Origin of the sequence: Streptomyces jeddahensis (assembly GCF_001642995.1) — a bacterium.
Classification (GTDB): domain Bacteria; phylum Actinomycetota; class Actinomycetes; order Streptomycetales; family Streptomycetaceae; genus Streptomyces; species Streptomyces jeddahensis.
On the sequence record NZ_LOHS01000116.1, the window covers coordinates 15,164 to 36,079 of the forward strand.

Annotated in this window: 21 protein-coding genes; 7 read left to right on the plus strand and 14 right to left on the minus strand. The window is 70.3% G+C overall.

The window, feature by feature from the left end; translation table 11 throughout:
• Positions 1 to 175: 175 nt before the first annotated feature.
• Entirely contained in the window at positions 176 to 1,699 is a 1,524-nt protein-coding gene (locus STSP_RS27580) for an alpha/beta hydrolase (protein WP_078067562.1), read from the plus strand.
• 89 nt (positions 1,700 to 1,788) lie between these two features.
• Here STSP_RS27580 and STSP_RS27585 read toward each other — a convergent pair whose 3' ends face one another.
• Positions 1,789 to 2,574: a lysophospholipid acyltransferase family protein gene (locus tag STSP_RS27585; protein ID WP_067283457.1), complete on the minus strand. Its 786-nt coding sequence runs from the start codon at positions 2,572 to 2,574 to the stop codon at positions 1,789 to 1,791.
• A gap of 289 nt (positions 2,575 to 2,863) precedes the next feature.
• Between STSP_RS27585 and STSP_RS27590 the strand changes: the two genes are divergently transcribed.
• A complete protein-coding gene (locus STSP_RS27590; protein ID WP_067283459.1) occupies positions 2,864 to 3,631 on the plus strand; it encodes a class I SAM-dependent methyltransferase in 768 nt (255 codons plus the stop codon).
• Between the two features lie 75 nt (positions 3,632 to 3,706).
• On the opposite strand, the gene STSP_RS27595 is transcribed toward STSP_RS27590, so the two are convergent.
• Positions 3,707 to 4,276, minus strand: coding sequence for a TetR/AcrR family transcriptional regulator (locus STSP_RS27595; RefSeq protein WP_067283460.1), 570 nt, complete (start codon positions 4,274 to 4,276; stop codon positions 3,707 to 3,709).
• Between the two features lie 417 nt (positions 4,277 to 4,693).
• Between STSP_RS27595 and STSP_RS27600 the strand changes: the two genes are divergently transcribed.
• The gene (locus STSP_RS27600) at positions 4,694 to 5,101 is read left to right on the plus strand and encodes an SSI family serine proteinase inhibitor (RefSeq protein WP_067283462.1); all 408 of its coding nucleotides are present in this window, start codon (positions 4,694 to 4,696) and stop codon (positions 5,099 to 5,101) included.
• Positions 5,102 to 5,204: 103 nt separating this feature from the next.
• Here STSP_RS27600 and STSP_RS38705 read toward each other — a convergent pair whose 3' ends face one another.
• The 5 genes from STSP_RS38705 to STSP_RS27620 all read right to left on the minus strand — a co-directional run bounded on the left by STSP_RS38705 (position 5,205) and on the right by STSP_RS27620 (position 9,903).
• On the minus strand, positions 5,205 to 5,363 hold the full coding sequence (locus STSP_RS38705; protein WP_107441415.1) for a hypothetical protein: 159 nt from the start codon (positions 5,361 to 5,363) through the stop codon (positions 5,205 to 5,207).
• 204 nt (positions 5,364 to 5,567) lie between these two features.
• Positions 5,568 to 6,518: a cytochrome c oxidase assembly protein gene (locus tag STSP_RS27605; protein ID WP_067283464.1), complete on the minus strand. Its 951-nt coding sequence runs from the start codon at positions 6,516 to 6,518 to the stop codon at positions 5,568 to 5,570.
• A gap of 166 nt (positions 6,519 to 6,684) precedes the next feature.
• On the minus strand, positions 6,685 to 7,710 hold the full coding sequence (locus STSP_RS27610) for a 6-phosphofructokinase (protein ID WP_067283466.1): 1,026 nt from the start codon (positions 7,708 to 7,710) through the stop codon (positions 6,685 to 6,687).
• A 202-nt stretch (positions 7,711 to 7,912) separates the two neighbouring features.
• Positions 7,913 to 8,641 carry a type 1 glutamine amidotransferase gene (locus STSP_RS27615; RefSeq protein WP_067283467.1) on the minus strand — a complete coding sequence of 243 codons (729 nt, stop codon included), beginning with the start codon at positions 8,639 to 8,641 and terminating at the stop codon, positions 7,913 to 7,915.
• Positions 8,642 to 8,664: 23 nt separating this feature from the next.
• Positions 8,665 to 9,903 (minus strand): MurT ligase domain-containing protein, encoded by a 1,239-nt coding sequence (locus STSP_RS27620; RefSeq protein ID WP_067283469.1) that lies wholly within the window; start codon positions 9,901 to 9,903, stop codon positions 8,665 to 8,667.
• Between the two features lie 233 nt (positions 9,904 to 10,136).
• On the opposite strand from STSP_RS27620, the gene def reads away from it, so the two are divergent.
• A complete protein-coding gene (def, locus tag STSP_RS27625) occupies positions 10,137 to 10,688 on the plus strand; it encodes a peptide deformylase (protein WP_067283549.1) in 552 nt (183 codons plus the stop codon).
• Between the two features lie 102 nt (positions 10,689 to 10,790).
• On the opposite strand, the gene STSP_RS27630 is transcribed toward def, so the two are convergent.
• Complete coding sequence (locus STSP_RS27630) at positions 10,791 to 11,435, minus strand: TetR family transcriptional regulator (RefSeq protein WP_067283471.1); 645 nt, start codon at positions 11,433 to 11,435, stop codon at positions 10,791 to 10,793.
• Positions 11,436 to 11,598: 163 nt separating this feature from the next.
• Between STSP_RS27630 and STSP_RS27635 the strand changes: the two genes are divergently transcribed.
• Positions 11,599 to 12,825: an acyl-CoA dehydrogenase family protein gene (locus STSP_RS27635; RefSeq protein WP_067283472.1), complete on the plus strand. Its 1,227-nt coding sequence runs from the start codon at positions 11,599 to 11,601 to the stop codon at positions 12,823 to 12,825.
• Positions 12,826 to 12,850: 25 nt separating this feature from the next.
• On the opposite strand, the gene STSP_RS27640 is transcribed toward STSP_RS27635, so the two are convergent.
• The 6 genes from STSP_RS27640 to STSP_RS27665 form a co-directional block, all read right to left on the minus strand.
• The gene (locus STSP_RS27640; protein WP_232789816.1) at positions 12,851 to 14,239 is read right to left on the minus strand and encodes an acetamidase/formamidase family protein; all 1,389 of its coding nucleotides are present in this window, start codon (positions 14,237 to 14,239) and stop codon (positions 12,851 to 12,853) included.
• A gap of 130 nt (positions 14,240 to 14,369) precedes the next feature.
• Positions 14,370 to 14,900, minus strand: coding sequence for a cupin domain-containing protein (locus STSP_RS27645; protein WP_067283551.1), 531 nt, complete (start codon positions 14,898 to 14,900; stop codon positions 14,370 to 14,372).
• 188 nt (positions 14,901 to 15,088) lie between these two features.
• Positions 15,089 to 16,180 carry a type III polyketide synthase gene (locus tag STSP_RS27650; RefSeq protein WP_067283473.1) on the minus strand — a complete coding sequence of 364 codons (1,092 nt, stop codon included), beginning with the start codon at positions 16,178 to 16,180 and terminating at the stop codon, positions 15,089 to 15,091.
• A gap of 232 nt (positions 16,181 to 16,412) precedes the next feature.
• Positions 16,413 to 16,676, minus strand: coding sequence for a DUF6213 family protein (locus STSP_RS27655; protein WP_078067559.1), 264 nt, complete (start codon positions 16,674 to 16,676; stop codon positions 16,413 to 16,415).
• A gap of 242 nt (positions 16,677 to 16,918) precedes the next feature.
• Positions 16,919 to 18,313, minus strand: a complete 1,395-nt coding sequence (locus tag STSP_RS27660; protein ID WP_067283475.1) for an NADP-dependent succinic semialdehyde dehydrogenase — start codon at positions 18,311 to 18,313, stop codon at positions 16,919 to 16,921.
• A gap of 178 nt (positions 18,314 to 18,491) precedes the next feature.
• A complete protein-coding gene (locus STSP_RS27665) occupies positions 18,492 to 18,968 on the minus strand; it encodes an NUDIX domain-containing protein (protein WP_067283476.1) in 477 nt (158 codons plus the stop codon).
• A gap of 347 nt (positions 18,969 to 19,315) precedes the next feature.
• Between STSP_RS27665 and STSP_RS39765 the strand changes: the two genes are divergently transcribed.
• Together STSP_RS39765 and STSP_RS27675 are read left to right on the plus strand one after the other, a co-directional pair.
• Positions 19,316 to 19,495 carry a hypothetical protein gene (locus STSP_RS39765; protein ID WP_067283477.1) on the plus strand — a complete coding sequence of 60 codons (180 nt, stop codon included), beginning with the start codon at positions 19,316 to 19,318 and terminating at the stop codon, positions 19,493 to 19,495.
• On the plus strand, positions 19,492 to 20,907 hold the full coding sequence (locus tag STSP_RS27675; RefSeq protein WP_067283478.1) for a glycosyltransferase: 1,416 nt from the start codon (positions 19,492 to 19,494) through the stop codon (positions 20,905 to 20,907). Before STSP_RS39765 ends, STSP_RS27675 begins: the two co-directional genes overlap by 4 nt.
• The last annotated feature ends 9 nt before the right edge of the window (positions 20,908 to 20,916 follow it).

Genomic DNA, 20,916 nt, shown 5'->3' on the forward strand with positions numbered 1-20,916 from the left:
CGGTTATCGGATTGGCAAAGAAGGCTGCGTCCATCTGTTCTCAGGGACCTCACAGCCGAAAGGATCGCCCGGACTGATCCAATCGGTGAACGGGAGGCCCCACTTGACACGGACGCCACGTCCGAGACGAGCAGCTGTGCTCGGCTCCGCCGGCACGCTGGTAGCGGCAACGCTGATGGCCGGAGCCATCGCGGCCCCTTCGGCCAGCGCGGACACCCGCACCGGCCAGGACCGCGAGGCGCGCGGCGCGGCCATCGCAGCCGCCCGCGCGGCCGAGGCGGGCATCGACTGGGCGGACTGCCCGGCCGACTGGGGCCTCGAGAAGCCCATCCAGTGCGGCTGGGTCAGCGTCCCCCTCGACTACGCGAAGCCGTACGGAAAGCAGATCAAGCTCGCCGTCGACCGCATCGGGAACACCGGCACCAAGGAGGAGCGCCAGGGCGCGCTCATCTACAACCCGGGCGGCCCCGGCGGCTCCGGTCTGCGCTTCCCGCGCCGCGTCGTCACCAAGAGCCCGCTGTGGGAGAAGACCGCGAAGGCGTACGACTTCGTCGGCTTCGACCCGCGCGGTGTCGGCCACTCGGCGCCGATCTCGTGCATCGACCCGCAGGAGTTCGTGAAGGCCCCCAAGGCCGACCCTGTGCCGGACAGCGAAGCCGACAAGCTCGCCCAGCGCAAGCTCGCCGCCGAGTACGCGGACGGCTGCGCCGAGCGCAGCGGCGAGATGCTGCCGCACATGACGACGCCGAACACCGCCCGCGACCTGGACGTCATCCGGGCCGCGCTCGGCGAGAAGAAGCTCAACTACCTGGGCGTCTCCTACGGCACCTATCTGGGAGCCGTCTACGGCACGCTCTTCCCGGGCCACGTCCGCCGCATGGTTCTCGACAGCGTCGTCAACCCGTCGCGCGAGAAGATCTGGTACCAGGCCAACCTCGACCAGGACGTCGCGTTCGAGGGCCGCTGGAAGGACTGGCAGGACTGGGTCGCCGAGAACGACGCGACCTTCCACCTCGGCTCCACCCGGGAAGAGGTGCAGGCCAAGTGGCTGGAGCTGCGCGCCACGGCCAAGAAAAGCCCGATCGGCGGCGTCGTCGGCCCGGCCGAGCTCATCTCCTTCTTCCAGAGCGCGCCGTACTACGACTCCGCGTGGGTGCCGACCGCCCAGGTGTGGAGCGAGTACGTCGCCGGTGACACGCAGGCACTCGTCGACGCGGCGGCACCCGACCTGTCCGACACCGCGGGCAATGCCGCGTCCGAGAACGGCAACGCCGTCTACACCGCCGTCGAGTGCGCCGACGCCAAGTGGCCCACGAACTGGAAGACCTGGGACCGCGACAACACCCGGCTCCACCAGGACTATCCGTTCATGACATGGGCCAACGCCTGGATGAACCTGCCGTGCGCCACCTGGCCCGTGAAGCAGCAGACCCCGCTGAACGTCAAGACGGGCAAGGGGCTTCCGGCCGTCCTGATCGTGCAGTCCACGCGTGACGCGGCCACCCCCTACGAGGGCGCCGTCGAGCTGCACAAGCGCTTCACGGGCTCCCGGCTGATCACCGAGAAGGACGCGGGCTCGCACGGTGTGACCAACCTGGTCAACCCGTGCATCAACGAGCGCGTCGACACCTATCTGCTCACCGGCGGGACGGACAGCAGCGACGTGACGTGCGCTCCGCACGCCACGCCCAAGCCCTAGCCCCAGCCGAACGGTCCGCGAGAGACACACGGGCGCGGGGGAGGGGCGGTTCGCCGCTCGTCCCCCGCGCCCTCGCGTCATCGACTCCGTCAACTGAGCGGCATACGCGGGAACTTCCTGCCCTCAGAGCTCTTCCTGCCTTCAGAGGCTTTCCTGCCTTCCGGACCTTTCGCGTCCTGCTTCGCCTTCTCAGCCTTCTCAGCCTCTTCGGCCTTGGCCACGGCCGCGTACTTGTCGACGTACTCCTGACCGGACAGGCCGAGGATCGCGTACATGATCTCGTCCGTCACGGCACGCAGGATCGCCTTCTCGTTCTCCATGCCGATGTAGCGGGAGAAGTCCAGCGGCTCGCCGAAACGAATCGTCACAGGGTGGATGCTCGGCACCACCTGGCCGGGCGGCTGCGCCTCGAACGTGCCGATCATCGCGCACGGGATCACCGGCACCCGCGCCTTCAGGGCCATCGCGGCGACCCCGACCTTGCCCTTGTACAGCCGGCCGTCGTGCGAGCGGGTGCCCTCCGGGTAGATGCCGAGCAGCTCGCCCTTGCCGAGCACCCCGAGGCCCTCGCGGATCGCGGCCTGGCCGGCCTCCCGGCCGGAGCGGTCCACCGGGATCTGCCCGGCGCTGCGGAAGAACGCCGCGGTCAGTCGCCCCTTGATGCCGGGCCCGGTGAAGTACTCGGCTTTCGCGAGGAAGGTGATGCGTCGTTTGAGGATGGCGGGCATCAGAAAGTGGTCCGAGAACGACAGATGGTTCCCCGCGATGATCGCCGCGCCCGATGCCGGCACATGCTCGAGCCCCTCGATCCGGGGGCGGAACAACAGCCGCAGCAGAGGCCCCAGAAGGACGTACTTGAGGACGTAGTAGAACACGGGGTGGCTCCTCGGTCGGCGAGATCGGTTCCAGGACCACGTTGCGCCAGGTCAAAGCACATCTGGAGAGAGTTCGGGACAAGTGCGAGTGTAGTCAGGTGCGACCTTCTCTGGTCAGACCGATGCTGACACTTTGCTGACCTTTGTGATGGTGCGTCAGGTCGGTGGAGCGGGGTAGCGCCCTCCCGGCTGGCTGACCCGATCGCCGGTGCAGCCGCTCGTTTTCGACGGAGACGGTTGAGGTGTAATTCCGTTGCGGGGGCACCTACTTCTCCGATCGAATGCCTCCATGACTGCTCATGACGGCCGTGCGAACCATGTGGAGCAGAACCGGCGCTATTGGGATAATGAGGCGGCTGCGTGGCACGGGCCGCTCGCCCGCGATCACTGGTCACAGGCGGAACCGCGCTGGGGCTTATGGGCCACCCCTGAGTCCCGGGTCTCCCTGCTTCCCGATGGCATAGCCGGGATGCGCACCATTGAGCTGGGCTGTGGTACTGCCTACGTTTCAGCTTGGCTGGCCAGAGCAGGGGCCCACCCGATCGGTATCGACCTCTCGGAGAAGCAGCTCGCCACTGCTCGCGCGATGCAGGCGGAGTTCGGCATCGACTTCCCCCTCGTCCTGGGCAAGGCTGAGAAGGTGCCCTACGACGACAACACGTTCGACTTGGCGATCAGCGAGTATGGCGCCTCGTTGTGGTGCGACCCCTATCAGTGGATCCCGGAGGCGGCCCGGCTTCTCGTTCCTGGGGGCCATCTGGTGTTCATGCGCTACTCACCGCTGTTCGCGCTCTGCGTACCGCCCGAGGGGCCAGTATCCAACACTCTCTCCCGCGGACAGTTCGGCCTGACTCAGCTGGACTGGGGGAATCACGTGGAGTTCGTCCTGCCGCATGGCGAGATGCTTCGTCTGCTTCGGTCCTGCGGCTTCGTCGTGGAAGACCTGATTGAAATCCAGGCACCCCAGCCCACAAACCGGGACTACGCCGAAGTTCCTGCCGACTGGGCCCGGCAATGGCCCAGCGAAGAGGTCTGGAAGGCCCGGCTGGCGGGGTGACAGGCCTCTTTAACGGTGCGGGTTACGTCGGGTCGTGACCGATGGCGTGGGCCGCGCTATGCGGGGGGAAAAATGTCAGCGCATGCCTGCCGCATCGAGCAGGGTGGCCACCGTGGGCGCGATGAGCCCGGCCAGGGTGTCGGCCTGGATCCCCGCGCGGGCGCTGGCGCCGTCGAAGACCAGGCTGAGTTGCCGGGCCAGCAGGTCGGGATCGCTCGCGCCACCCTGTTCGGCCTCGGAACGGAAAAACGCCGTCAGGTTCGCCTTGATCTGGTGAGCCACCCGGCTGGCAGGGTGGCTCTGATCCTTGAGCTCGATCTGAACAGCCAGGTACCGGCAGCCTCGGAACTCGGGCGCAACTGACTGCAACTCCACCTGCTCGAAGACGTGCAGGATTCGCTCGCGGGGTGAACGGTCATCGTCCGCCGCGGGCAGGAGCGTCGCCACGAAGGCGGAGGCGCGCTCCTCCAGGCTCGCTGCCAGCAGTTCGTCCTTGCTCTCGAACAGCTGGTACAGGGAGCGCTTCGACACCCCCGCCGCCTTGCACAGCGCCTCGACGCCGATGCCGACACCGTCTCGATAGGTGAGCGTGGCCGCCGCCTCCAGCAGCCGCTCTCTGGGGCTTGGCTTCACTTCGGTGGTCATGCTGCGAGGTTAACTCGATTCAGACCAAATGAAAACCGATCGGTTTCCAGCGTGTGCCGGGGCGAGGTCCGGCGCCGCGTACGGCCGAGCGGACGTCTGAAGGCCGCACAGAGGCTCGGCGACGGCCCTGAGGGAAGGCCTTGCGGTCGTACCAGCCCGTCACGCCGAAGCCGAACAGCGCGGCAGCCATGAGGCCGACGGCCATCATCACCCAGCCCCGGGAGGCCAGGGATGACAGGACAGGAGGCTGCCGCAGACGCCCGCCGGAGCCGCCATTCGGCGTAGACGAGGTGCTCGCCCGGGCGACAGGCCCGGCGTGTTCCCTTGGCCCGGGCGGGGACGGGCTGTGCTCTTGGCCTCCTGCAGAACGCCGAAACCTGTGACGGCCCCGTGCCCTCGCAACCCCAGGAGGTCCTCATGCGCCCCCTCGCCATCGCTGCCACGGCCCTGATCGCGCTCGCGTCGGCCGCTCCTGCCACGGCAGCCCCCGTGCCGGGCCCCGGCACGCCCCCCAAGGCGCAGAGCCGCCTGTTCCTGAGCGTCTCCGGGGACAGCGACACCTGGATCCGCGGGGTGCTGCTGCGCTGTGCGCCCAGAGTGGTGGCGGGTCATCACCCGTACGGGGCCCAGGCCTGTGCCGCTCTTGACGCCGCGAAAGGCGACCTCGGTGCGCTGCCCGTCGAGAGGCGCATCTGCACCCATCGGTACTCGCCGGTCACCGTGTCGGCCACCGGCGTCTACCAGGGCCGTGTCCTGACCTGGAAGAAGACGTTCCCCAACGCGTGTGCGATGGAAGCCGCAACCGGGTACGTCTTCCGCTTCTGAGGTACCGGCCCCGGCCCCCTGCCGCCGCTCCCGGGGCAGGGCCTTACGTACCGCCGCGCAGCACCCGGCGTCCGTCGGGTGCTGCCGCGACATGCGGCGTCCGTCAGGTGCTGCGCGACACCGCCATCGCCAAGGTGATCAGGCCGATCACGACCCAGCCGAACCACAGCCAGCCGCTGCTTCCCAGCGCCACCGTGTAGGCCGTCACGACGACCAGACCTCCGACGGTGAGCACCCCCATGACCTTCGTGGAACCGGGCATCGCAACACCCTCCTCGTGGCGGGCCCGCCGCGCGGGCCGTGGCCTTGCGCCATCCTCGCCCGGCCGGGCGCTGTCCGCCAGGGTCGGCCGGTTCAACGGTCCTTCCCCTCCATAGTGCCGGTGTCGCGCCGCAGGTGGACCCATCGCGGCACACGTGCCGCAGGGAGAAGGCGCCGCGAGGAGCAGGGCCGGGGCCGGAGGGCGTCAGCGGCCGCGTGCGTTGAGGGACGCCAGATAGGCGTTGTACTCCTCGAGCTCCTTGTCGCCGTCGCGGTCCGCGGCGCGGTCCTTGCGGCGCGCCTGCCGCTCCTCGGAGCGCTGCCACTGGAACAGCAGCGCGATCAGCACGAGGACGGACGGAATCTCACTGAACGCCCATGCGATGCCGCCCGCCCAGGTCTGGTCGCTGAGCGCGTCGATCCCCAGCGAGGCGGGCGGGTTCTCGTATGTGGAGATCATCGGCGTGGACGCCATCATCAGTGCGATGCCGAAGAACGCGTGGAACGGCATGCCCGCGAACAGCTCCAGCATGCGCATCACATAGCCCGGACGGTGCGGCCCCGGATCGACGCCCATGATCGGCCAGAAGAACACCAGGCCGACCATGAGGAAGTGGACCATCATCGCGATGTGCCCCGGCTTGGAGCCCATCAGGAAGTCGAAGATCGGCGTGAAGTACAGCGCGTACAGGCTCGCGATGAACAGCGGGATCGTGAACGCCGGGTGCGTGATGATCCGCATGTACCGGCTGTGCAGCAGCATCAGCAGCAGCTCGCGCGGGCCCTTGCTGCCGCGTGCCGCGACCGGCAGGGCCCGCAGTGCCAGCGTGATCGGCGCACCCAGGAGCAGCAGGATCGGCGACAGCATGCTGATCACCATGTGCTGCACCATGTGGGCGCTGAACATGACCATGCCGTAGTCATTGAGCCTGGTGCACGTCATGAGCATCATGCTCAGCACACCGACGGTGAAGGCCACGGTCCGGCCGGCCGGCCAGCCGTCACCGCGCCGTACGAGGCGCAGCGCCCCCCAGCCGTACAGGGCCAGCGCCACCAGGCAGCCGATGAGGAAGAACGGGTCCGCGGACCACTCGAGGGCTCTCGCCAGCGTGAACGGCGGCAGATCCATCGTCATGCCGTGCCCGCTGTGATCCATGCACCGGCTCCTGATTCGTGGGGGCCTCCCAGGTCCGTGCAGGCACCAGGGGAGGGGTTTTGCGCTGTCTGTCCGCACCAGAGTAGAACTGCCCCCGGCCGTCTCCACGGCCGGGGGCAGTTCCCCGAATGTACGGGGGTGTCGTACGGGACGTGTCCCTGGTGTGCTACAGCACGCACTCCGCCTCGTCGTACCGGTGCGGCGGGACGGTCTTGAGCGTCTCCACCGCCTCGGCGAGGGACACCATCGTGATGTCGGTCCCGCGCAGCGCCGTCATCATGCCGAACTCGCCGCGGTGCACCGCCTCTACCGCGTGCCAGCCGAAGCGGGTGGCCAGGACGCGGTCGTACGCGGTGGGGGTGCCGCCGCGCTGGACGTGGCCCAGGATCACCGGGCGGGCCTCCTTGCCGAGGCGCTCCTCCAGCTCGATGGAGAGCTGCCGGGCGATGCCCGCGAACCGCTCGTGGCCGTAGATGTCCTTGCCGCCCTCGTCGAACTCCATGCTGCCCGGGCGCGGCTTGGCGCCCTCGGCGGCGACGACGATGGCGAACCGCTTGCCCGCGGAGAACCGCTCGCCGACCTTCTGCGTCAGCTCCTCGATGTCGAAGGGCCGCTCCGGCACGACGATGGCGTGCGCACCGGCCGCCATGCCCGAGTTCAGGGCGATCCAGCCGGTGTGCCGGCCCATGACCTCGACGATCAGGACCCGCTGGTGGGACTCGGCGGTGGTCTTGAGCCGGTCCAGCGCCTCGGTGGCGACCCCCACGGCGGTGTCGAAGCCGAAGGTGACGTCCGTGGCGGCGATGTCGTTGTCGATGGTCTTCGGCACGCCGACGATGGGCAGGCCGTTGTCCGAAAGGAGCCGGGCCGCCTTCAGCGTGCCCTCGCCGCCGATCGGGATGATCGCGTCAAGACCCAGCTCCGCGACATGGCCCTTCGCCCGCTCCACGCCGTCGCGCAGATGCTCGGGGCGCACACGGGACGAGCCGAGGATCGTGCCGCCGCGGGCCAGGATGCCGCTGACCGCGTCCAGGTCCAGCTTGAGGTAGTCGCACTCGAGCAGGCCCTTCCAGCCGTCGCGGAAGCCGATGACCTCGTCGCCGTGGTCGACGACGGCACGGTGCACGACGGACCTGATGACGGCGTTCAGACCGGGGCAGTCGCCGCCGGAGGTGAGGACACCAATGCGCATTTGCCCGAAATACCTTTACTACGTGGGCCGAGGACCGGACCACGTTGTCCGGCTGTGTCCCCGCCACCCTACCGGCGGAAGGGGGTGCGGCCGAACCGTGCGTCCGACTGCTGGACGGCCCTGCACAAGTGAGCGGACAGCCCGTCAGGCGGGCTGTCCGCTCCATGTCCGCGGCGCATCGTGCCGCCGTACCGAAGGCCCGTCAGGCGGGCTGCTGAGCGGCCGCGATGCGCTCGGCGCGCAGCGCCTCGTACCACCGGTCGTCGACCGGCGGCAGCGCGTTCACGTCCAGTGCGAGCTTCAGCAGCAGGTCGGCGATCTGCGGGTTGCGGGCCAGCACCGGGCCGTGCATGTACGTGCCGAAGACGGTGTCGTTGTACGCGCCCTCGCTGCCGTCGCCCGTGCCGTTGCCGTTGCCGAGCCGGACCTGCGCGAACGGCCGTGCCGTCGGGCCGAGATGCGTGATGCCCTGGTGGTTCTCGAACCCGGTCAGCTGCGGCAGGCCGAGCCGCGGGTCGATGTCGGCCAGTACGTCGCCGACGCACCGCGCGCCCTCGCCGCGGGTCGACACGACGTCGAGCAGGCCGAGACCGGGCTCACGTTCGCCGAGGTCGTTGATGAACTCGTGGCCGAGGATCTGGTACCCGGCGCACACCGAGAAGACGATCGCGCCGTTGCCGACCGCGCGGTGCAGGCCGCCGTCGCGGCGCAGCCGCTCGGCCGCGAGCCGCTGTGGCCGGTCCTCGCCGCCGCCGATGAGGTAGATATCCCCGGAGGTAGGGATCGGCTGGTCGCTGCGTACGTCGATGCGGGTCACGTCCAGGCCGCGCTGCCGGGCCCGGCGCTCCACGACGAGTGCGTTGCCCTGGTCGCCGTAGGTGCTGAGCAGGTCCGGGTAGACCCACACCAGACGCAGGCTGTTGTCGCTCATGCTCAATTCGTCCTTACCCGGGGTCAGTTGCCGACGCGGCGGCGCAGGTCCTGGAACGCGGTGTAGTTCGCGATGGTCTCGATGCGGCCGGCCGGAGCCAACTGCACGGCCTCGTCGACGGACTGGCACACCTGGAACGTCTGGCCCGCGACCTCGAGGCGTACGGCGAGGTCGAGCCTGCGGTCGCCGATGACGAACAGCGGGTGCCCGGTGAGACGGGTGTAGTCGACGTCCCAGAGCCAGGACGTGTCGGTGCCGTCGGCGGCGCGGGCGTTGACGGACAGGATCACCGGGGTCGGGGGCTGCTCGATCAGCGAGAACGTCTCGAGCCAGCCCGCCGGGTTCTTCGCGAGCAGCAGCCTGAGCTCGCGGCCCATGAAATTCACGACGTCGTACCGGCCGGCCACCGCCTGCACCTGGTACATACGTTCGAGGGCGACCTGTGGCGGCACGCCGAAGACCGCGGCGACCGCGGCCGACGTCGTGGCGTTGGCCTTGTTGGCGCGGCCCGGCAGCTGGAGGTGGATGGGCCACGCGGAACCGTGCGGGTCGAGGACGTGGTCGCCCGACAGAGCCCAGCTCGGCGTGGGGCGGCGGAAACCGCACTGGCCGCAGAACCAGTCGTCGCCGGGCCGCTGCATGACGCCGCCGCAGGCCGGGCACGACCAGGCGTCGTCCAGCCACATCTGCCCGGCGGCCACCCACACCACGTTGGGCGAGGAGGACGCGGCCCACACGACCAGCGGGTCGTCGGCGTTGGCGATGACCACGGCCTTCGAGCCGGCCAGGCCCTCGCGCCAGTGCTCGGCGAGCATACGGGTCTCGGCGGCGCGGTCCAGCTGGTCGCGAGAGAGGTTCAGCAGCGCGATGGCCTTGGGCTCGACGTCGCGGGCGACTCCGGAGAGGTACTTCTCGTCGACCTCGATCACGCCGAAGCGGGATTCCGAGCCCTCGGCGAGGGCCGACGTGATGCCGGCAGGCATGTTCGCGCCCAGCGCGTTCGACACCACGGGGCCCGCGGCGCGCAGCGACTCCGCGATGAGCCGGGTGGTGGTCGTCTTGCCGTTGGTGCCCGACACGAGGACGACATCCAGGTGCTGGGCGAGCTCCCCGAGCAGGTCGGGGTCGAGTTTGAGCGCCACCCGGCCGCCGATCACCGAACCGCTGCCGCGCCCGGCGGCGCGCGATGCCGCCGCGACAGCCTTGCCCGCCGTCACGGCCAGCTTGGCCCGCGGTGACAGCGGGTCCGAGTTGCCTGCCATCGTTCTGGATCCTCCTTGGGTACTGCGCCACGCCTGCCTCCGGGCAGAGTGTGGCCCTCAGCCTATCGACCTCCGCTCACCGGCCTGAACGGCGGCATCGCCGAACCGCCGTTCACCCCATGCCCCGCCGAACCGCCGTTCGCGTCGTCCACGGAACGTACCCGATCCGCGCCGGAGGCCTGTTCGATCTCCCCGGGGCGTTCACGCCGTGCACGGAACGTACCCTTGCGGCCATGCGACACGGCAAGATCCCGGGCGCCACCGGGCGCGTAAGGCCCATGACCCTGCTCGGCGACCCCGTGCTGCACGCGCCCTGCGAGGAGGTCACCGACTTCGGCCCCTCGCTGGCGCGGCTGATCGAGGACATGTACGCGACCATGTACGCCGCCCGGGGCGTGGGTCTCGCCGCGAACCAGGTCGGCGAGGCGCTGCGCGTCTTCGTGTACGACTGCCCGGACGACGAGGACATCCGTCATCTCGGGCATGTGGTGAACCCGCGGCTGGTGGAGGCGGACGGCGTCGTGGTGCGCGGGCCTGAGGGGTGTCTGTCGCTGCCGGGGCTCGAGGCAGGGACGGAGCGGTTCGATCATGCCGTGGTGGAGGGCGTCGACATGGTCGGGGAGCCGGTGCGTGTGCATGGCACGGGGTTCTTCGCCCGGTGCCTGCAGCACGAGTGCGATCACCTTGACGGGCGTGTGTACACGGACCGCGTCACGGGGTGGCGTCGGCGCCGCGTGCTGCGGGCTGCGGCGCGGGCGCCATGGGGGCGGGTTGGTACCCGCTGAGGCCGTCTGACGGGCACCCGCCGTCGTGGGTTGTGCCCACCCTCCCCCAGCTACCGCTGGGAGGGGCCCCCAGCCCAGCGGAACGACTGCCCACAACGGTCCTCAGAAGCCTGGGCCGCCTACGCGGTCCGCGACCGCTGCCAGACGGCCCCAGAGCAGGTCCGCCAGGCTGCGTACCAGTTCGGAACGGGAGCAGGGGCGTTCGCCGAGCCACCAGTCGCCTGCTGCGTGCATCATGCCGACGATGCCGTGGCCCCAGACACGTGCCAGCTGCTGGCTCTCGGGGCCGAGGTCGACGCGGTCGGCGATGACCTTGGCCAGCTCCTCGCCGAGCCGGCGCAGGAGGGGAGCGGAGTGCCGTCCCACGTCGAAGCCGGGCTCGCCCGCCGAGCTGCCTTCCGCCGGGTGCATGAGGAACCGGTACACCTGGGGGCGCAACTCGATCGCCGCGAGGTAGGTGTCGAGCGTCGCCTCAACCCGTTCGCGGCGCTCCGCGGGGGCGTCCAGCGCGGCACGCAGGGAGTCCAGGAGCGCGTCCGTGTGGCGCTTGGCGAGCGCCGCGTACAGGCCGCCCTTGTCGCCGAAGTGCCGGTAGAGGATCGGCTTGGTGATGCCCGCCTCGGCCGCGATGGCGTTCATCGAGGCGCCGGGGCCGTCGCGGAGCACCACGCGGTCGGCCGCCTCCAGCAGCTCGCGCCGCCGCTGCTCGGCGGAGCGCTGCTGCTCGGTCCGCTGTGTGGTGTCCATGTCGTCTCTCCCCGCCCGTGTGATCGGTCGCGCACGCGCAAAGTAACACCCAAGGCGGTGTCCGCATCGAACGGGCTGCCGGGAGTTGACATTCACTACCGGCCGGTAACAGACTCGAGTTACCGTAAGTAACACATGTTGAGAAGGCATTGCTGGAGGGGTCATGGCCGAGTTCACCATGGAGCTCAACGACGAACAGAAGGAGGTCCGCGACTGGCTGCACGGCTTCGCCGCCGATGTGATCCGCCCCGCGGCCGCCGAGTGGGACGAGCGTGAAGAGACCCCGTGGCCGGTCATCCAGGAGGCCGCCAAGGTCGGCATCTACTCCCTCGACTTCTACGCCCAGCAGTACTTCGACCCCACGGGCCTCGGCATCCCGATGGCCATGGAGGAGCTCTTCTGGGGCGATGCCGGTATCGCCCTGTCCATCGTCGGCACCGGTCTGGCCGCCGTCGGCGTCCTCGCCAACGGCACCGACGAGCAGATAGGCACCTGGATCCCGCAGATGTACGGCGACGCCGACGACGTGAAGGTCGCCGCCTTCTGCTCGTCCGAGCCCGACGCCGGCTCCGACGTCGCCTCGATGCGCACCCGCGCCGTCTACGACGAGGCCAAGGACGAGTGGGTGATCAACGGCACGAAGACGTGGGCCACCAACGGCGGCATCGCCAACGTCCACGTCGTCGTCGCGGTCGTCGACCCCGAGCTCGGCTCCAAGGGCCACGCGTCCTTCATCATCCCGCCGAACACCCCCGGCCTGTCCCAGGGCCAGAAGTTCAAGAAGCACGGCATCCGCGCCTCGCACACCGCCGAGGTCGTCCTGGAGAACGTGCGCATCCCCGGCAGCTGCCTGCTCGGCGGCAAGGACAAGCTGGACGAGCGCCTGGCACGCGCGCGTGAGCGCGCGAAGTCGGGCGGCGAGCGCGTGAAGAACGCCGCCATGGCCACCTTCGAGGCGTCCCGCCCGGCCGTCGGCGCCATGGCCGTCGGCACGGCCCGTGCCGCGTACGAGGAGGCACTGGAGTACGCCAAGACGCGTGAGCAGTTCGGCCGCCCGATCATCGACAACCAGGGCGTCGCCTTCCAGCTCGCCGACATGCGTACGCAGATCGACGCGGCCCGGCTGCTGGTGTGGCGGGCGTCCTGGATGGCCGTGAACGGCAAGCCGTTCACCGCGGCCGAGGGCTCCATGTCGAAGCTGTTCGCCAGCGAGACCGCAAAGAAGGTCACGGCCCAGGCGATCCAGATCCTCGGCGGCAACGGCTTCACCCGTGAGTACCCGGTCGAGCGCATGCACCGCGACGCGGCGATTTACACCATCTTCGAGGGCACGAGCGAGATCCAGCGCCTGGTGATCGCGCGGACGCTGGCGGGCATGCCGATCCGCTGAGGCACTGACCTCGGTGGATTGTGCGTCAGCGACCGAAGTGGCTCTTGCGGACCACACCGTGCACGCCCACTGTGCGGTCCACCACCTGCGAGATCTCGAAGTCGGCCGCGGCTGACAGATACGCGTAGGCGGTGGGCCGGTCCATGCCCAGGTCGTCCTGGAGGAAGTCCAGGGCGTTGACCACCGCGCGGCGCATCGCGATGTCGAGGTCGCTGATCTGGGCGCCGCCGCCCGGCCCGTCGGGGTCCGAGAGCCCGACGGGCAGCCAGGCGTCGGGCGTCTCGCCGAACGGGTAGCGGTAGGCGACCGACGGTGCGTCGCCCGAGCCGGGCTTGCACACGGTCAGCCGGAAGGTGGTCCGCAGCGAGCCCTCCACGGCCGTCAGGGCCACCTCGCCGTTGCCCATGGCGAAGTGCGGATCACCGGTGTAGAAGAGGGCGCCTTCCGCGAAGACCGGCAGGTAGAAGGCGGAGTCGGCGCCGAGCAGCCGGATGTCGATGTTGCCGCCGCCGAGCGTGGGCGGGATGGAGTTGAGCTGCGGGGCCGTGAGCCGGTCCCCGGCGGCGTACGCGACGCCCATCATGCCCATGTGCGGGTTGAGCGGGAAGGCGACCTCGCCGGTGGAGCCCAGCGGGAGCACTCCGTGCGCCTGCCCGCCGGTGCCGCGCCGCACGGGCGTGAACACCGAGACGTTCCCATAGCGTTCGGGATCGCCGGTGGACCGTCCGTCCGTGGCGGCCGGGGGCATGACCTCGTCCAGTGTGATGCCGTCGGCAGGTGAGCCGTCGGCCCTGCGGCTCAGCGCGCCCTTGCCGTGGCGGCTCGACACGACGCCGTACGGGACGCGCGGCAGTAGCGACAGCGGTTCCACCTTGAGGACGTCGCCGGGCTCCGCGCCCTCGACCTGGATCGGCCCGAGCACGACGTGCGGGCCGTCCGCGTCGAAGTCGCGGTCGGTGCGGTCGTAGTCGCGGGCGATGGCCACGGCGTCGCGCAGCACGTGGTCCGCGGCGACCCCGCGCTCGCGGAACCAGGCGAGCGGGTCACGGCCCTGGTCCTCAAGGAGGCCTTCGTGCGAGACGGAGTCGACCGTGACCGTCTCCCCGGAGCGCATGCGCAGCACTGGCTCGCTGTCGAGCGCGGGCACATAGCCCCAGCGCACCCGGTCCGGGTCGGCGGACAGATAGTGCGTGCCGTGCACCGGTCCCTTTCCGGGCTGCAGGATCTGCTTCGGATACGAGACGTGGGGGCCGGCCGACGGCGCGGCCGCCGCCTGGCTTGGGAGCGCGAGGGGCGCTGCGGCACCGGCGCCGAGGGTGGTCACGGCCGCCGCGGCCCGTAGCAGGCCCCGCCGTCCCATGCGGTCGACGAGCAGGTCACGGACACGGCCGGGTTCCACGGCATCGGCTGGCACAGGCGACTCCTCCATCACTTCCACTTCGCGGGACACGCTCAACGCTTTGTAGAAGCGGGTTGTTGCCGGTGCGTCAGTTGCCGGTTGCCTACCCGTTAAGCACGGAGAGCCGACGGGTGCTGACAGCCCGTCAGGGGCCGTGCCGCAGCGGTGTGAGCTGCTCGATGTCGTAGCGGGAGCGCAGCTCGGCGATCGCGGCGCGGTCCGGTGGTCCGCCGGAGGCGAAGATCTCGAGGAGCTCCTCGAAGTACCGCTCGTGATCGGGCGGCGGCGACGCCTGGAAGAACATCTTCGCTGGGGCGTCGGTGGGGTTGGCGAAGGCGTGCGGGCAGCCGGGCGGGACGACGATCACCGTGCCCGGCGTGGCCCGCACGACCCGGTTGCCCGAAGCCGACTGCCACCGCTGCCAGTTGTCGGGCGTCCGCACGAGCGGCTCGAAGGCGAGCACGTCCAGCTCGCCTTCGAGCACGTAGAAGAGCTCTTCGCTGCGCGTGTGGACGTGCGCGCCGACGTCGAACCCCGGAGGGACCACCACTTCGAAGCTGGATGCCATCCGGGAGTGCGCCCCCGTCACCTTGAACGTCACATGGTGGGCAGGCGTGCGGACCGTGCGGCCCTGGCCCGGTGGCACCAGCAGGCCCTCGGCTCGCGGCGCCGGCATGTCGTCGGACGGATGGGTTCCGTCCCCGTCCTCGGCCGGTATGTGTCCTTCGGGCTGGGTGAGCGTTGACATGGGGCTCCTTGCGAGCGATGCCTCACCAGGTGACCGGCAGGGCTACCCGGCCGCGGATCGGGGCGCCGCGGCACCAGGGCACTCTTCGTTTCCTGCGTCGTACGGCAGTCAGCCGGCTATGCCATGCGTACGGCTGCTGCCTCCATCGCCGGTTCGCGATGGGCGACCGTCCAGCTGCCCACCGACATCTCGGCCGTGATGCCCGGACCGAAACCGGCGAGCAGACCGCGGGCGCCGTGGTCCGCGCCGCCGTCGTCGAACATCCTGCGCAGCGCGTCCAGGACGACCGCGCTGGCGATGTTCCCGTACTCCGTGAGCGTCGCGCGGCTGAACCGGAAGGCCTCCGGCGGGACCCGCAGGAACTTGCACAGGTCGTCGAGGATCCGCGGACCGCCCGCGTGGATGATGTAGAAGTCGAGGTCCGAGGCGTCCCAGCCGTGTGCTGTCGCGAGCGCCTTGAGGGCGGGGGCGAGCGGCTCCATGGTCGTCGGCACCCGCTTGTCCAGCAGGAAGTGGAAGCCCGTGGCGCGCACGTCGTACGCGATCCAGTCCTCCGTCTCCGGGATGAGGTACGAGCCGTTGCGCTCGAGCTGGACCCCGGTGCCGCCGCTGCCGCGCACCACGGCCGCGGCCAGGCCGTCGCCGAAGAGGCCGTTCGACAGGAGCGAGCCGACGCCGAGGTCGGTGGGCTGGTAGCACAGCGAGCAGAACTCGCAGGCGACGATGAGGGCGTTGGCGTCGGGGTACGCCGTGCAGAAGTCGTGCGCCCTGTTGATGGCCGCGCCGCCCGCGGCACAGCCCAGCTGGGCTATGGGTATCTGGCGGGTGTCGCTGTGGAACCCCATGGTGTTGATCATCCACGCGGTCAGCGACGGCATCATGAAGCCGGTGCAGGAGACGTAGATGATCACGTCGATGTCCTGGGGCTTCAGCTCGGCGTCGTCCAGCGCCCGGCGTACGACCTCGGGCACCCGTGCCTTCGCCTCGGTCTGGTAGAGCTTGTTGCGCTCCTCGAACCCGGGATGCTTCAGCGTCTCCTCGATCGGCTGCACCAGGTGGCGGGTACGCACCCCGGTGTTCTCGATGAGTCTGAGCGCCAGCGGAAGCTGTGGGTGGTCCGCGTGGCGGGATCGTGCCAGATCAAGCGTCTCCTCCATGGTGATGACATGTTCCGGAACGGACACAGCGGGCCTGCACAAAGTCGCCATGAGCCTGCGCCTTCTCTCGCCCCCCGGCTGAGGATTGGGCCACCCGGCTGAGGGCGGCTCATCCCACGATGGCCCGGACGGGCGTGGATCTCGCGCCGGATTACTCCAGACCGGGGACGTGCGGGCCACGGCCCGAGGTGCCCGAGTCGACTTCGGCGGTCAGGTTTTCGCAGGTCAGCGGCGTTGGTGCGGGTGCAGGCACGCAGTGCCAGTCCCAGCGGGTGCGGGCGCCCTACGGGTGCGGGCGGCGGGCGCCTGGGGCCTCCGGGGCCGAACTGCTGTGCGCGATGCACGCCACGTCGATGCGGTCGGCGAGCTTGGCGAGTTCGATCGTGAGTGCCGCCACCGTGTCCTCGTCGAGCGCCTCGTTGCCGGCATGCACCATGCGCAGCCACTGCCCGCCCAGGGTGCGCAGCAGCTTGCTCACGTCGGCGGCGGCCACATGCAGAGCGCCCTGCCTGTCGACGATCAGAGGCACTGTCACTTCACGACCCACTGGGGCTCCCACAGAGAGGGCGTACGGCTGGACCGGGCGGTCGTCCGGCTGCCGGGAAAACGGCCGGCCCGCCTCGGCGACCCCTGTGGATCGTAACCGGAGCCCCGGCCGCAGGAGCGGATCGCGGCCGGGGCGGCCTGCCGAAGGCCCGTGTCACGTGCGTCCGACCCGGTGGCGACGCGGTGCTCGGGCGCCGGGCCACCGGCCGCCGGGCGTTGGCCCAAGTGCCGGGCCGCTGGTGCTCAGGCGCCCTGCCACACCGTGGTGATGTTGCAGAACTCGCGGATCCCGTGACCCGACAACTCGCGCCCGTAGCCGGAGCGCTTGACTCCGCCGAACGGGAACGCCGGGTGTGAGGCCGTCATTCCGTTGACGTACACACCGCCCGCCTCGATGTCCCGCACGAAGCGGTCCACCTCTGCGTCGTCACGCGTCCAGAGGTTCGAACTGAGCCCGAACGGCGTGTCGTTGGCGAGTTCCACGGCCGCCTCCAGATCGGGCACCCGGTAGAGCGCGGCGACCGGGCCGAACGTCTCCTCGCGGTGGATGCGCATCCCGGGCGTGATGTCGGCGATCACCGTGGGGGAGTAGTACCAGCCGCGCTCGGCGAGCCCCTCCGGGCGGTGGCCGCCGCACAGGAGCGTCGCGCCGCGCCGCACCGCGTCGTCGACGATCTCCTCGAGGTCCTTGCGGCCCTGCTCGCTGGAGAGCGGTCCCACCTCGGTCGACTCGTCCAGCGGGTCGCCGACCTTCAGGGCGCGCATGCCGGCGGCGAAGCGGCCCGCGAACGCCTCGTACACGTCCGTGTGGACGATGAACCGCTTGGCGGCGATGCAGGACTGGCCGGTGTTCTGCGCCCGCGCGCGCACCGCCGTCTTCGCCGCCTCCTCGATGTCCGCCGACGGCATGACGACGAACGGGTCGCTGCCGCCCAGCTCCAGCACCGTCTTCTTCACCTCGTCGCCGGCGATCGAGGCGACGGAGCGGCCCGCCGGTTCGCTGCCGGTGAGCGTCGCGGCGGCCACCCGGGGGTCGCGCAGGATGCCCTCGACGGCGCCGGATCCGATGAGCAGAGTCTGGAAGCAGCCCTCGGGAAAGCCCGCCCTGCGGAAGAGGTCCTCCAGATAAAGGGCTGTCCCCGGCACGTTCGACGCGTGCTTGAGCAGGCCCACGTTGCCCGCCATGATCGCGGGCGCGGCGAACCGGATCACCTGCCACAGCGGGAAGTTCCACGGCATCACCGCGAGGATCACTCCGAGCGGGCGGTAGCGGACCCGGGCGCGCACTGCTCCGGAGTCCTTCACGTCCGTACCAGCCGGGTGCTCGTCGGCGAGCAGGCCCTCCGCGTGGTCGGCGTACCAGCGCATCGCCTTCACGCACTTCGCGGCCTCCGCGCGCGCCTGCGTCACCGGCTTGCCCATCTCGGTCGTCATGGTGCGCGCGACGTCCTGCTGGTCCTCCTCGAGCAGGTCGGCGGCGCGGTGCACCAGCCGGGCCCGCTCGGCGAACGAGGTGGTGCGATACCTGCGGAAGGCCGCGGCGGCCCTGGCGATCCGCCGCTCGATCTCCTCGGCGCTCAGCTCGTCGTACGTCTTGAGCGTCTGGCCGTCCGCCGGATTCACGGTAGCGATGGGCATGGCGGGCACCTCCTTGTGCGCGGTGCTTCGACCTTGGCCCGGCGTGTACGGCGTCGCAAGGCGGCGGATGCGCCGGGAAACGCCGCGTACCCGTGGGCGGGGCCCGTCATGCCTGTCCAGTCATGCCTGTCCTGGTGGCGGCCCTCGGCCGCCGGCGCCGCGAGGGCCGTGCGGCGCCTCAGCCGTGGACCGAGCCGAGGTGCTCGGGGAGCCGGTCCAGGAACGCCGTCTGAGCGGAGACGACGACCTCCCGGGCCCGGCTGAGCGGGAGCCAAGCGACCCGGTCGAGCTCGGGGAACGTGCTCACCCGCCCCGATCCCCTCGGCCACTCCATCGTGAAGGTGCCCGGCACCACGTCGGCGGGGTCGATGTCACCTTCCACGGCCCAGACCGTCACGGTCTTGCCGCCTCTCTGCCGGACCTCGCCCAGCGGGACGGCGGCGCCGTCCGGCGGCGGCACCCCGAGCTCCTCTTCGAACTCCCGCCGAGCGGCGTCCCACGCCGGCTCGTCGGCGTCGTGCTCCCCCTTCGGCACGGTCCACGCCCCGGCCTCGCGTCGCGCCCAGAAGGGCCCGCCCATGTGCCCCACCAGGACCTCGACACCCTCGGGCGCGCGACGGTACAGCAGGAGTCCCGCGCTGCGGTTCACGGCCATGGATCCAGTGTGCCGAGCCGCCGTTCAGGGGGCGCGGGCGCAGCCGGGCCCGTCTCCACGCGTGTCGGCACGATGTCTCCACGTCGGCGGTACGCCTCCGCGGGCGTCCGTCCGGCGGGAGGCCGACCGGGGGCGACGCGGGGCCAGCCGGCGGCAAGCAGGCGCATCGCAGAGTGAGGCCGGCATCCATTCGAAGGAAAAACACATGGTCCGCTCAGGGGAACGGGCGTGTCCCTGCGATGACCGAGGCGGCCCTGCCCATCCTGCTGACGGTTGCCGGGCCCGACGGCTGGCCGCCCGTGCGCCCGCAGCGACCCACGTGACCACGGACACCTTGAAGGAATCGCATGTACGGATCCGAACTCGCCCGCACCGGGCCGGCAGCCCTCGTCATCGGCGGCGTGACCTTCACGCCGCTGTGGCAGATGGCGATCGGCGTCGGCGTCGTCCTCGTCGGCGCCATCGGCCTTCGTCTCTCCAGCCGCCTGCCCCGGAGAACTGGGGAAGCGGTTCGCGCATATCGATGAAGAATCGTTTCGCTCTCGCCTGTGCCGATCAGACCGGCCGTCGGCGCTGCCTGGCGTTCTCGCTCGTCAGCGCCGCGGCCCTGACCGCCTACGCGCACCACCACCTCACCCGGGTCGTGCACGAGCCGTCGCGTCTGGTCGCGATCGACGCCTTCGCCTTCTGCTGGCTGGCCTTCACCCTGATCGCGGCGTACGCACATCGCGATGTCAGGCTCACAGCCGGGCAGGCCCGGCTGATGGACCACCGCCGGGTCACGGTGGTGGTGCCCGTCTTCAACGAGGACCCCAAGACGTTCCGCGCGCTCCTGGAGAGCGTGGCCCGCCAGTCGCGGCTCCCGCAGCGCCTCCACATCGTCGACAACGGCTCCACCGACAGCGACTGCCGGAGTGTGTTCGACGACTGGGTCCGGACCGCCCCGGCGGGCCTGGAGGCGCGGTACGACGCCACCGGCCGGGTGGGCAAGCGCCGGGCCCAGGCGGTGGCGTTCGACGCCGACCCGGAGGCGGACATCTTCTGCACGCTGGACTCCGACACCGTCCTGGACCCGCACGCCATCCGCGAGGGCATCGCACCGTTCTCACGCGCCGACACCACCAGCGTGGCCGGGCTGCTCGTGGGGCTCAACCACGCGCAGAACCTGCTGACGCGGCTGGTGGACCTGTCGTACGTGTTGTCGTTCCTCAACGGCCGCTCCTCCACGTCCCGCCTCGGCTCCGTGGTCGTGAACTGCGGGGGACTGGCGTTCTACCGCGCCGACGTCGTGCGGAAGTACCAGCACGCATACGTCGCGCAGACCGTGTGCGGACGGCCCGTCTGCACGGGCGACGACCGGATGCTGACCGGCTACTCCCTGCTGGAGGGGCGGACGGTGATTCAGGAGGGGTCGGTGGCCTACACACTGCTGCCCGACAACCTGTCCCATCTGACCCGGCAACGCGTCCGGTGGTGGCGGTCGTTCTTCTGGGGCGGCGCCTGGCTCATCCGCACGTGTCCGCTGTCCAAGCCCGGGTGGTGGCTGGTGATGTGGCAGTTCGCCTGCTTCGTCCTGAACTCCTACGCGCTTCCTGTGGTGGTGATCGTCCACACGTCCGAGGCCGGCGGGCTCGTGCTGCCGTTCCTCGGATATCTGGCGCTGCTGTCCTATGTCCGCTCCATGCGGTACCTCATCGTCCGGCGCCCCGACCAGACCCGCGTGCAGCAGCTGACGGCCTTCGCGATGGCGCCGATCGCGACGCTGGTGAACCTGTACGTGTGCACCGCGCTGCAGTACGTGGGTCTCGCCACCTTCCTGAAGACCGGCTGGTCCACCCGTCAGACGGTGGAGGTGTCCCTCGGCGCTGTGCCCGAGCCCGGCACGCGGGCGGTACCGGGTGCCAGGTTCCGAACCCGACGGCAAGGCGTCGGCACCTGATGCGGTGGC

Excerpts from the sequence above, each read along its gene's own strand:
- STSP_RS27580 (WP_078067562.1), top strand. The coding sequence starts at position 176 with ATGGCCGGAGCCATCGCGGCCCCTTCGGCCAGCGCGGACACCCGCACC.
- STSP_RS27590 (WP_067283459.1), top strand. The coding sequence starts at position 2,864 with ATGACTGCTCATGACGGCCGTGCGAACCATGTGGAGCAGAACCGGCGC.
- STSP_RS27595 (WP_067283460.1), bottom strand. The coding sequence starts at position 4,276 with ATGACCACCGAAGTGAAGCCAAGCCCCAGAGAGCGGCTGCTGGAGGCG.
- STSP_RS27600 (WP_067283462.1), top strand. The coding sequence starts at position 4,694 with ATGCGCCCCCTCGCCATCGCTGCCACGGCCCTGATCGCGCTCGCGTCG.
- STSP_RS38705 (WP_107441415.1), bottom strand. The coding sequence starts at position 5,363 with ATGCCCGGTTCCACGAAGGTCATGGGGGTGCTCACCGTCGGAGGTCTG.
- STSP_RS27605 (WP_067283464.1), bottom strand. The coding sequence starts at position 6,518 with ATGGATCACAGCGGGCACGGCATGACGATGGATCTGCCGCCGTTCACG.
- STSP_RS27610 (WP_067283466.1), bottom strand. The coding sequence starts at position 7,710 with ATGCGCATTGGTGTCCTCACCTCCGGCGGCGACTGCCCCGGTCTGAAC.
- STSP_RS27615 (WP_067283467.1), bottom strand. The coding sequence starts at position 8,641 with ATGAGCGACAACAGCCTGCGTCTGGTGTGGGTCTACCCGGACCTGCTC.
- STSP_RS27620 (WP_067283469.1), bottom strand. The coding sequence starts at position 9,903 with ATGGCAGGCAACTCGGACCCGCTGTCACCGCGGGCCAAGCTGGCCGTG.
- def (WP_067283549.1), top strand. The coding sequence starts at position 10,137 with ATGCGACACGGCAAGATCCCGGGCGCCACCGGGCGCGTAAGGCCCATG.
- STSP_RS27630 (WP_067283471.1), bottom strand. The coding sequence starts at position 11,435 with ATGGACACCACACAGCGGACCGAGCAGCAGCGCTCCGCCGAGCAGCGG.
- STSP_RS27635 (WP_067283472.1), top strand. The coding sequence starts at position 11,599 with ATGGCCGAGTTCACCATGGAGCTCAACGACGAACAGAAGGAGGTCCGC.
- STSP_RS27645 (WP_067283551.1), bottom strand. The coding sequence starts at position 14,900 with ATGCCGGCGCCGCGAGCCGAGGGCCTGCTGGTGCCACCGGGCCAGGGC.
- STSP_RS27650 (WP_067283473.1), bottom strand. The coding sequence starts at position 16,180 with ATGGCGACTTTGTGCAGGCCCGCTGTGTCCGTTCCGGAACATGTCATC.
- STSP_RS27660 (WP_067283475.1), bottom strand. The coding sequence starts at position 18,313 with ATGCCCATCGCTACCGTGAATCCGGCGGACGGCCAGACGCTCAAGACG.
- STSP_RS27665 (WP_067283476.1), bottom strand. The coding sequence starts at position 18,968 with ATGGCCGTGAACCGCAGCGCGGGACTCCTGCTGTACCGTCGCGCGCCC.
- STSP_RS39765 (WP_067283477.1), top strand. The coding sequence starts at position 19,316 with ATGTACGGATCCGAACTCGCCCGCACCGGGCCGGCAGCCCTCGTCATC.
- STSP_RS27675 (WP_067283478.1), top strand. The coding sequence starts at position 19,492 with ATGAAGAATCGTTTCGCTCTCGCCTGTGCCGATCAGACCGGCCGTCGG.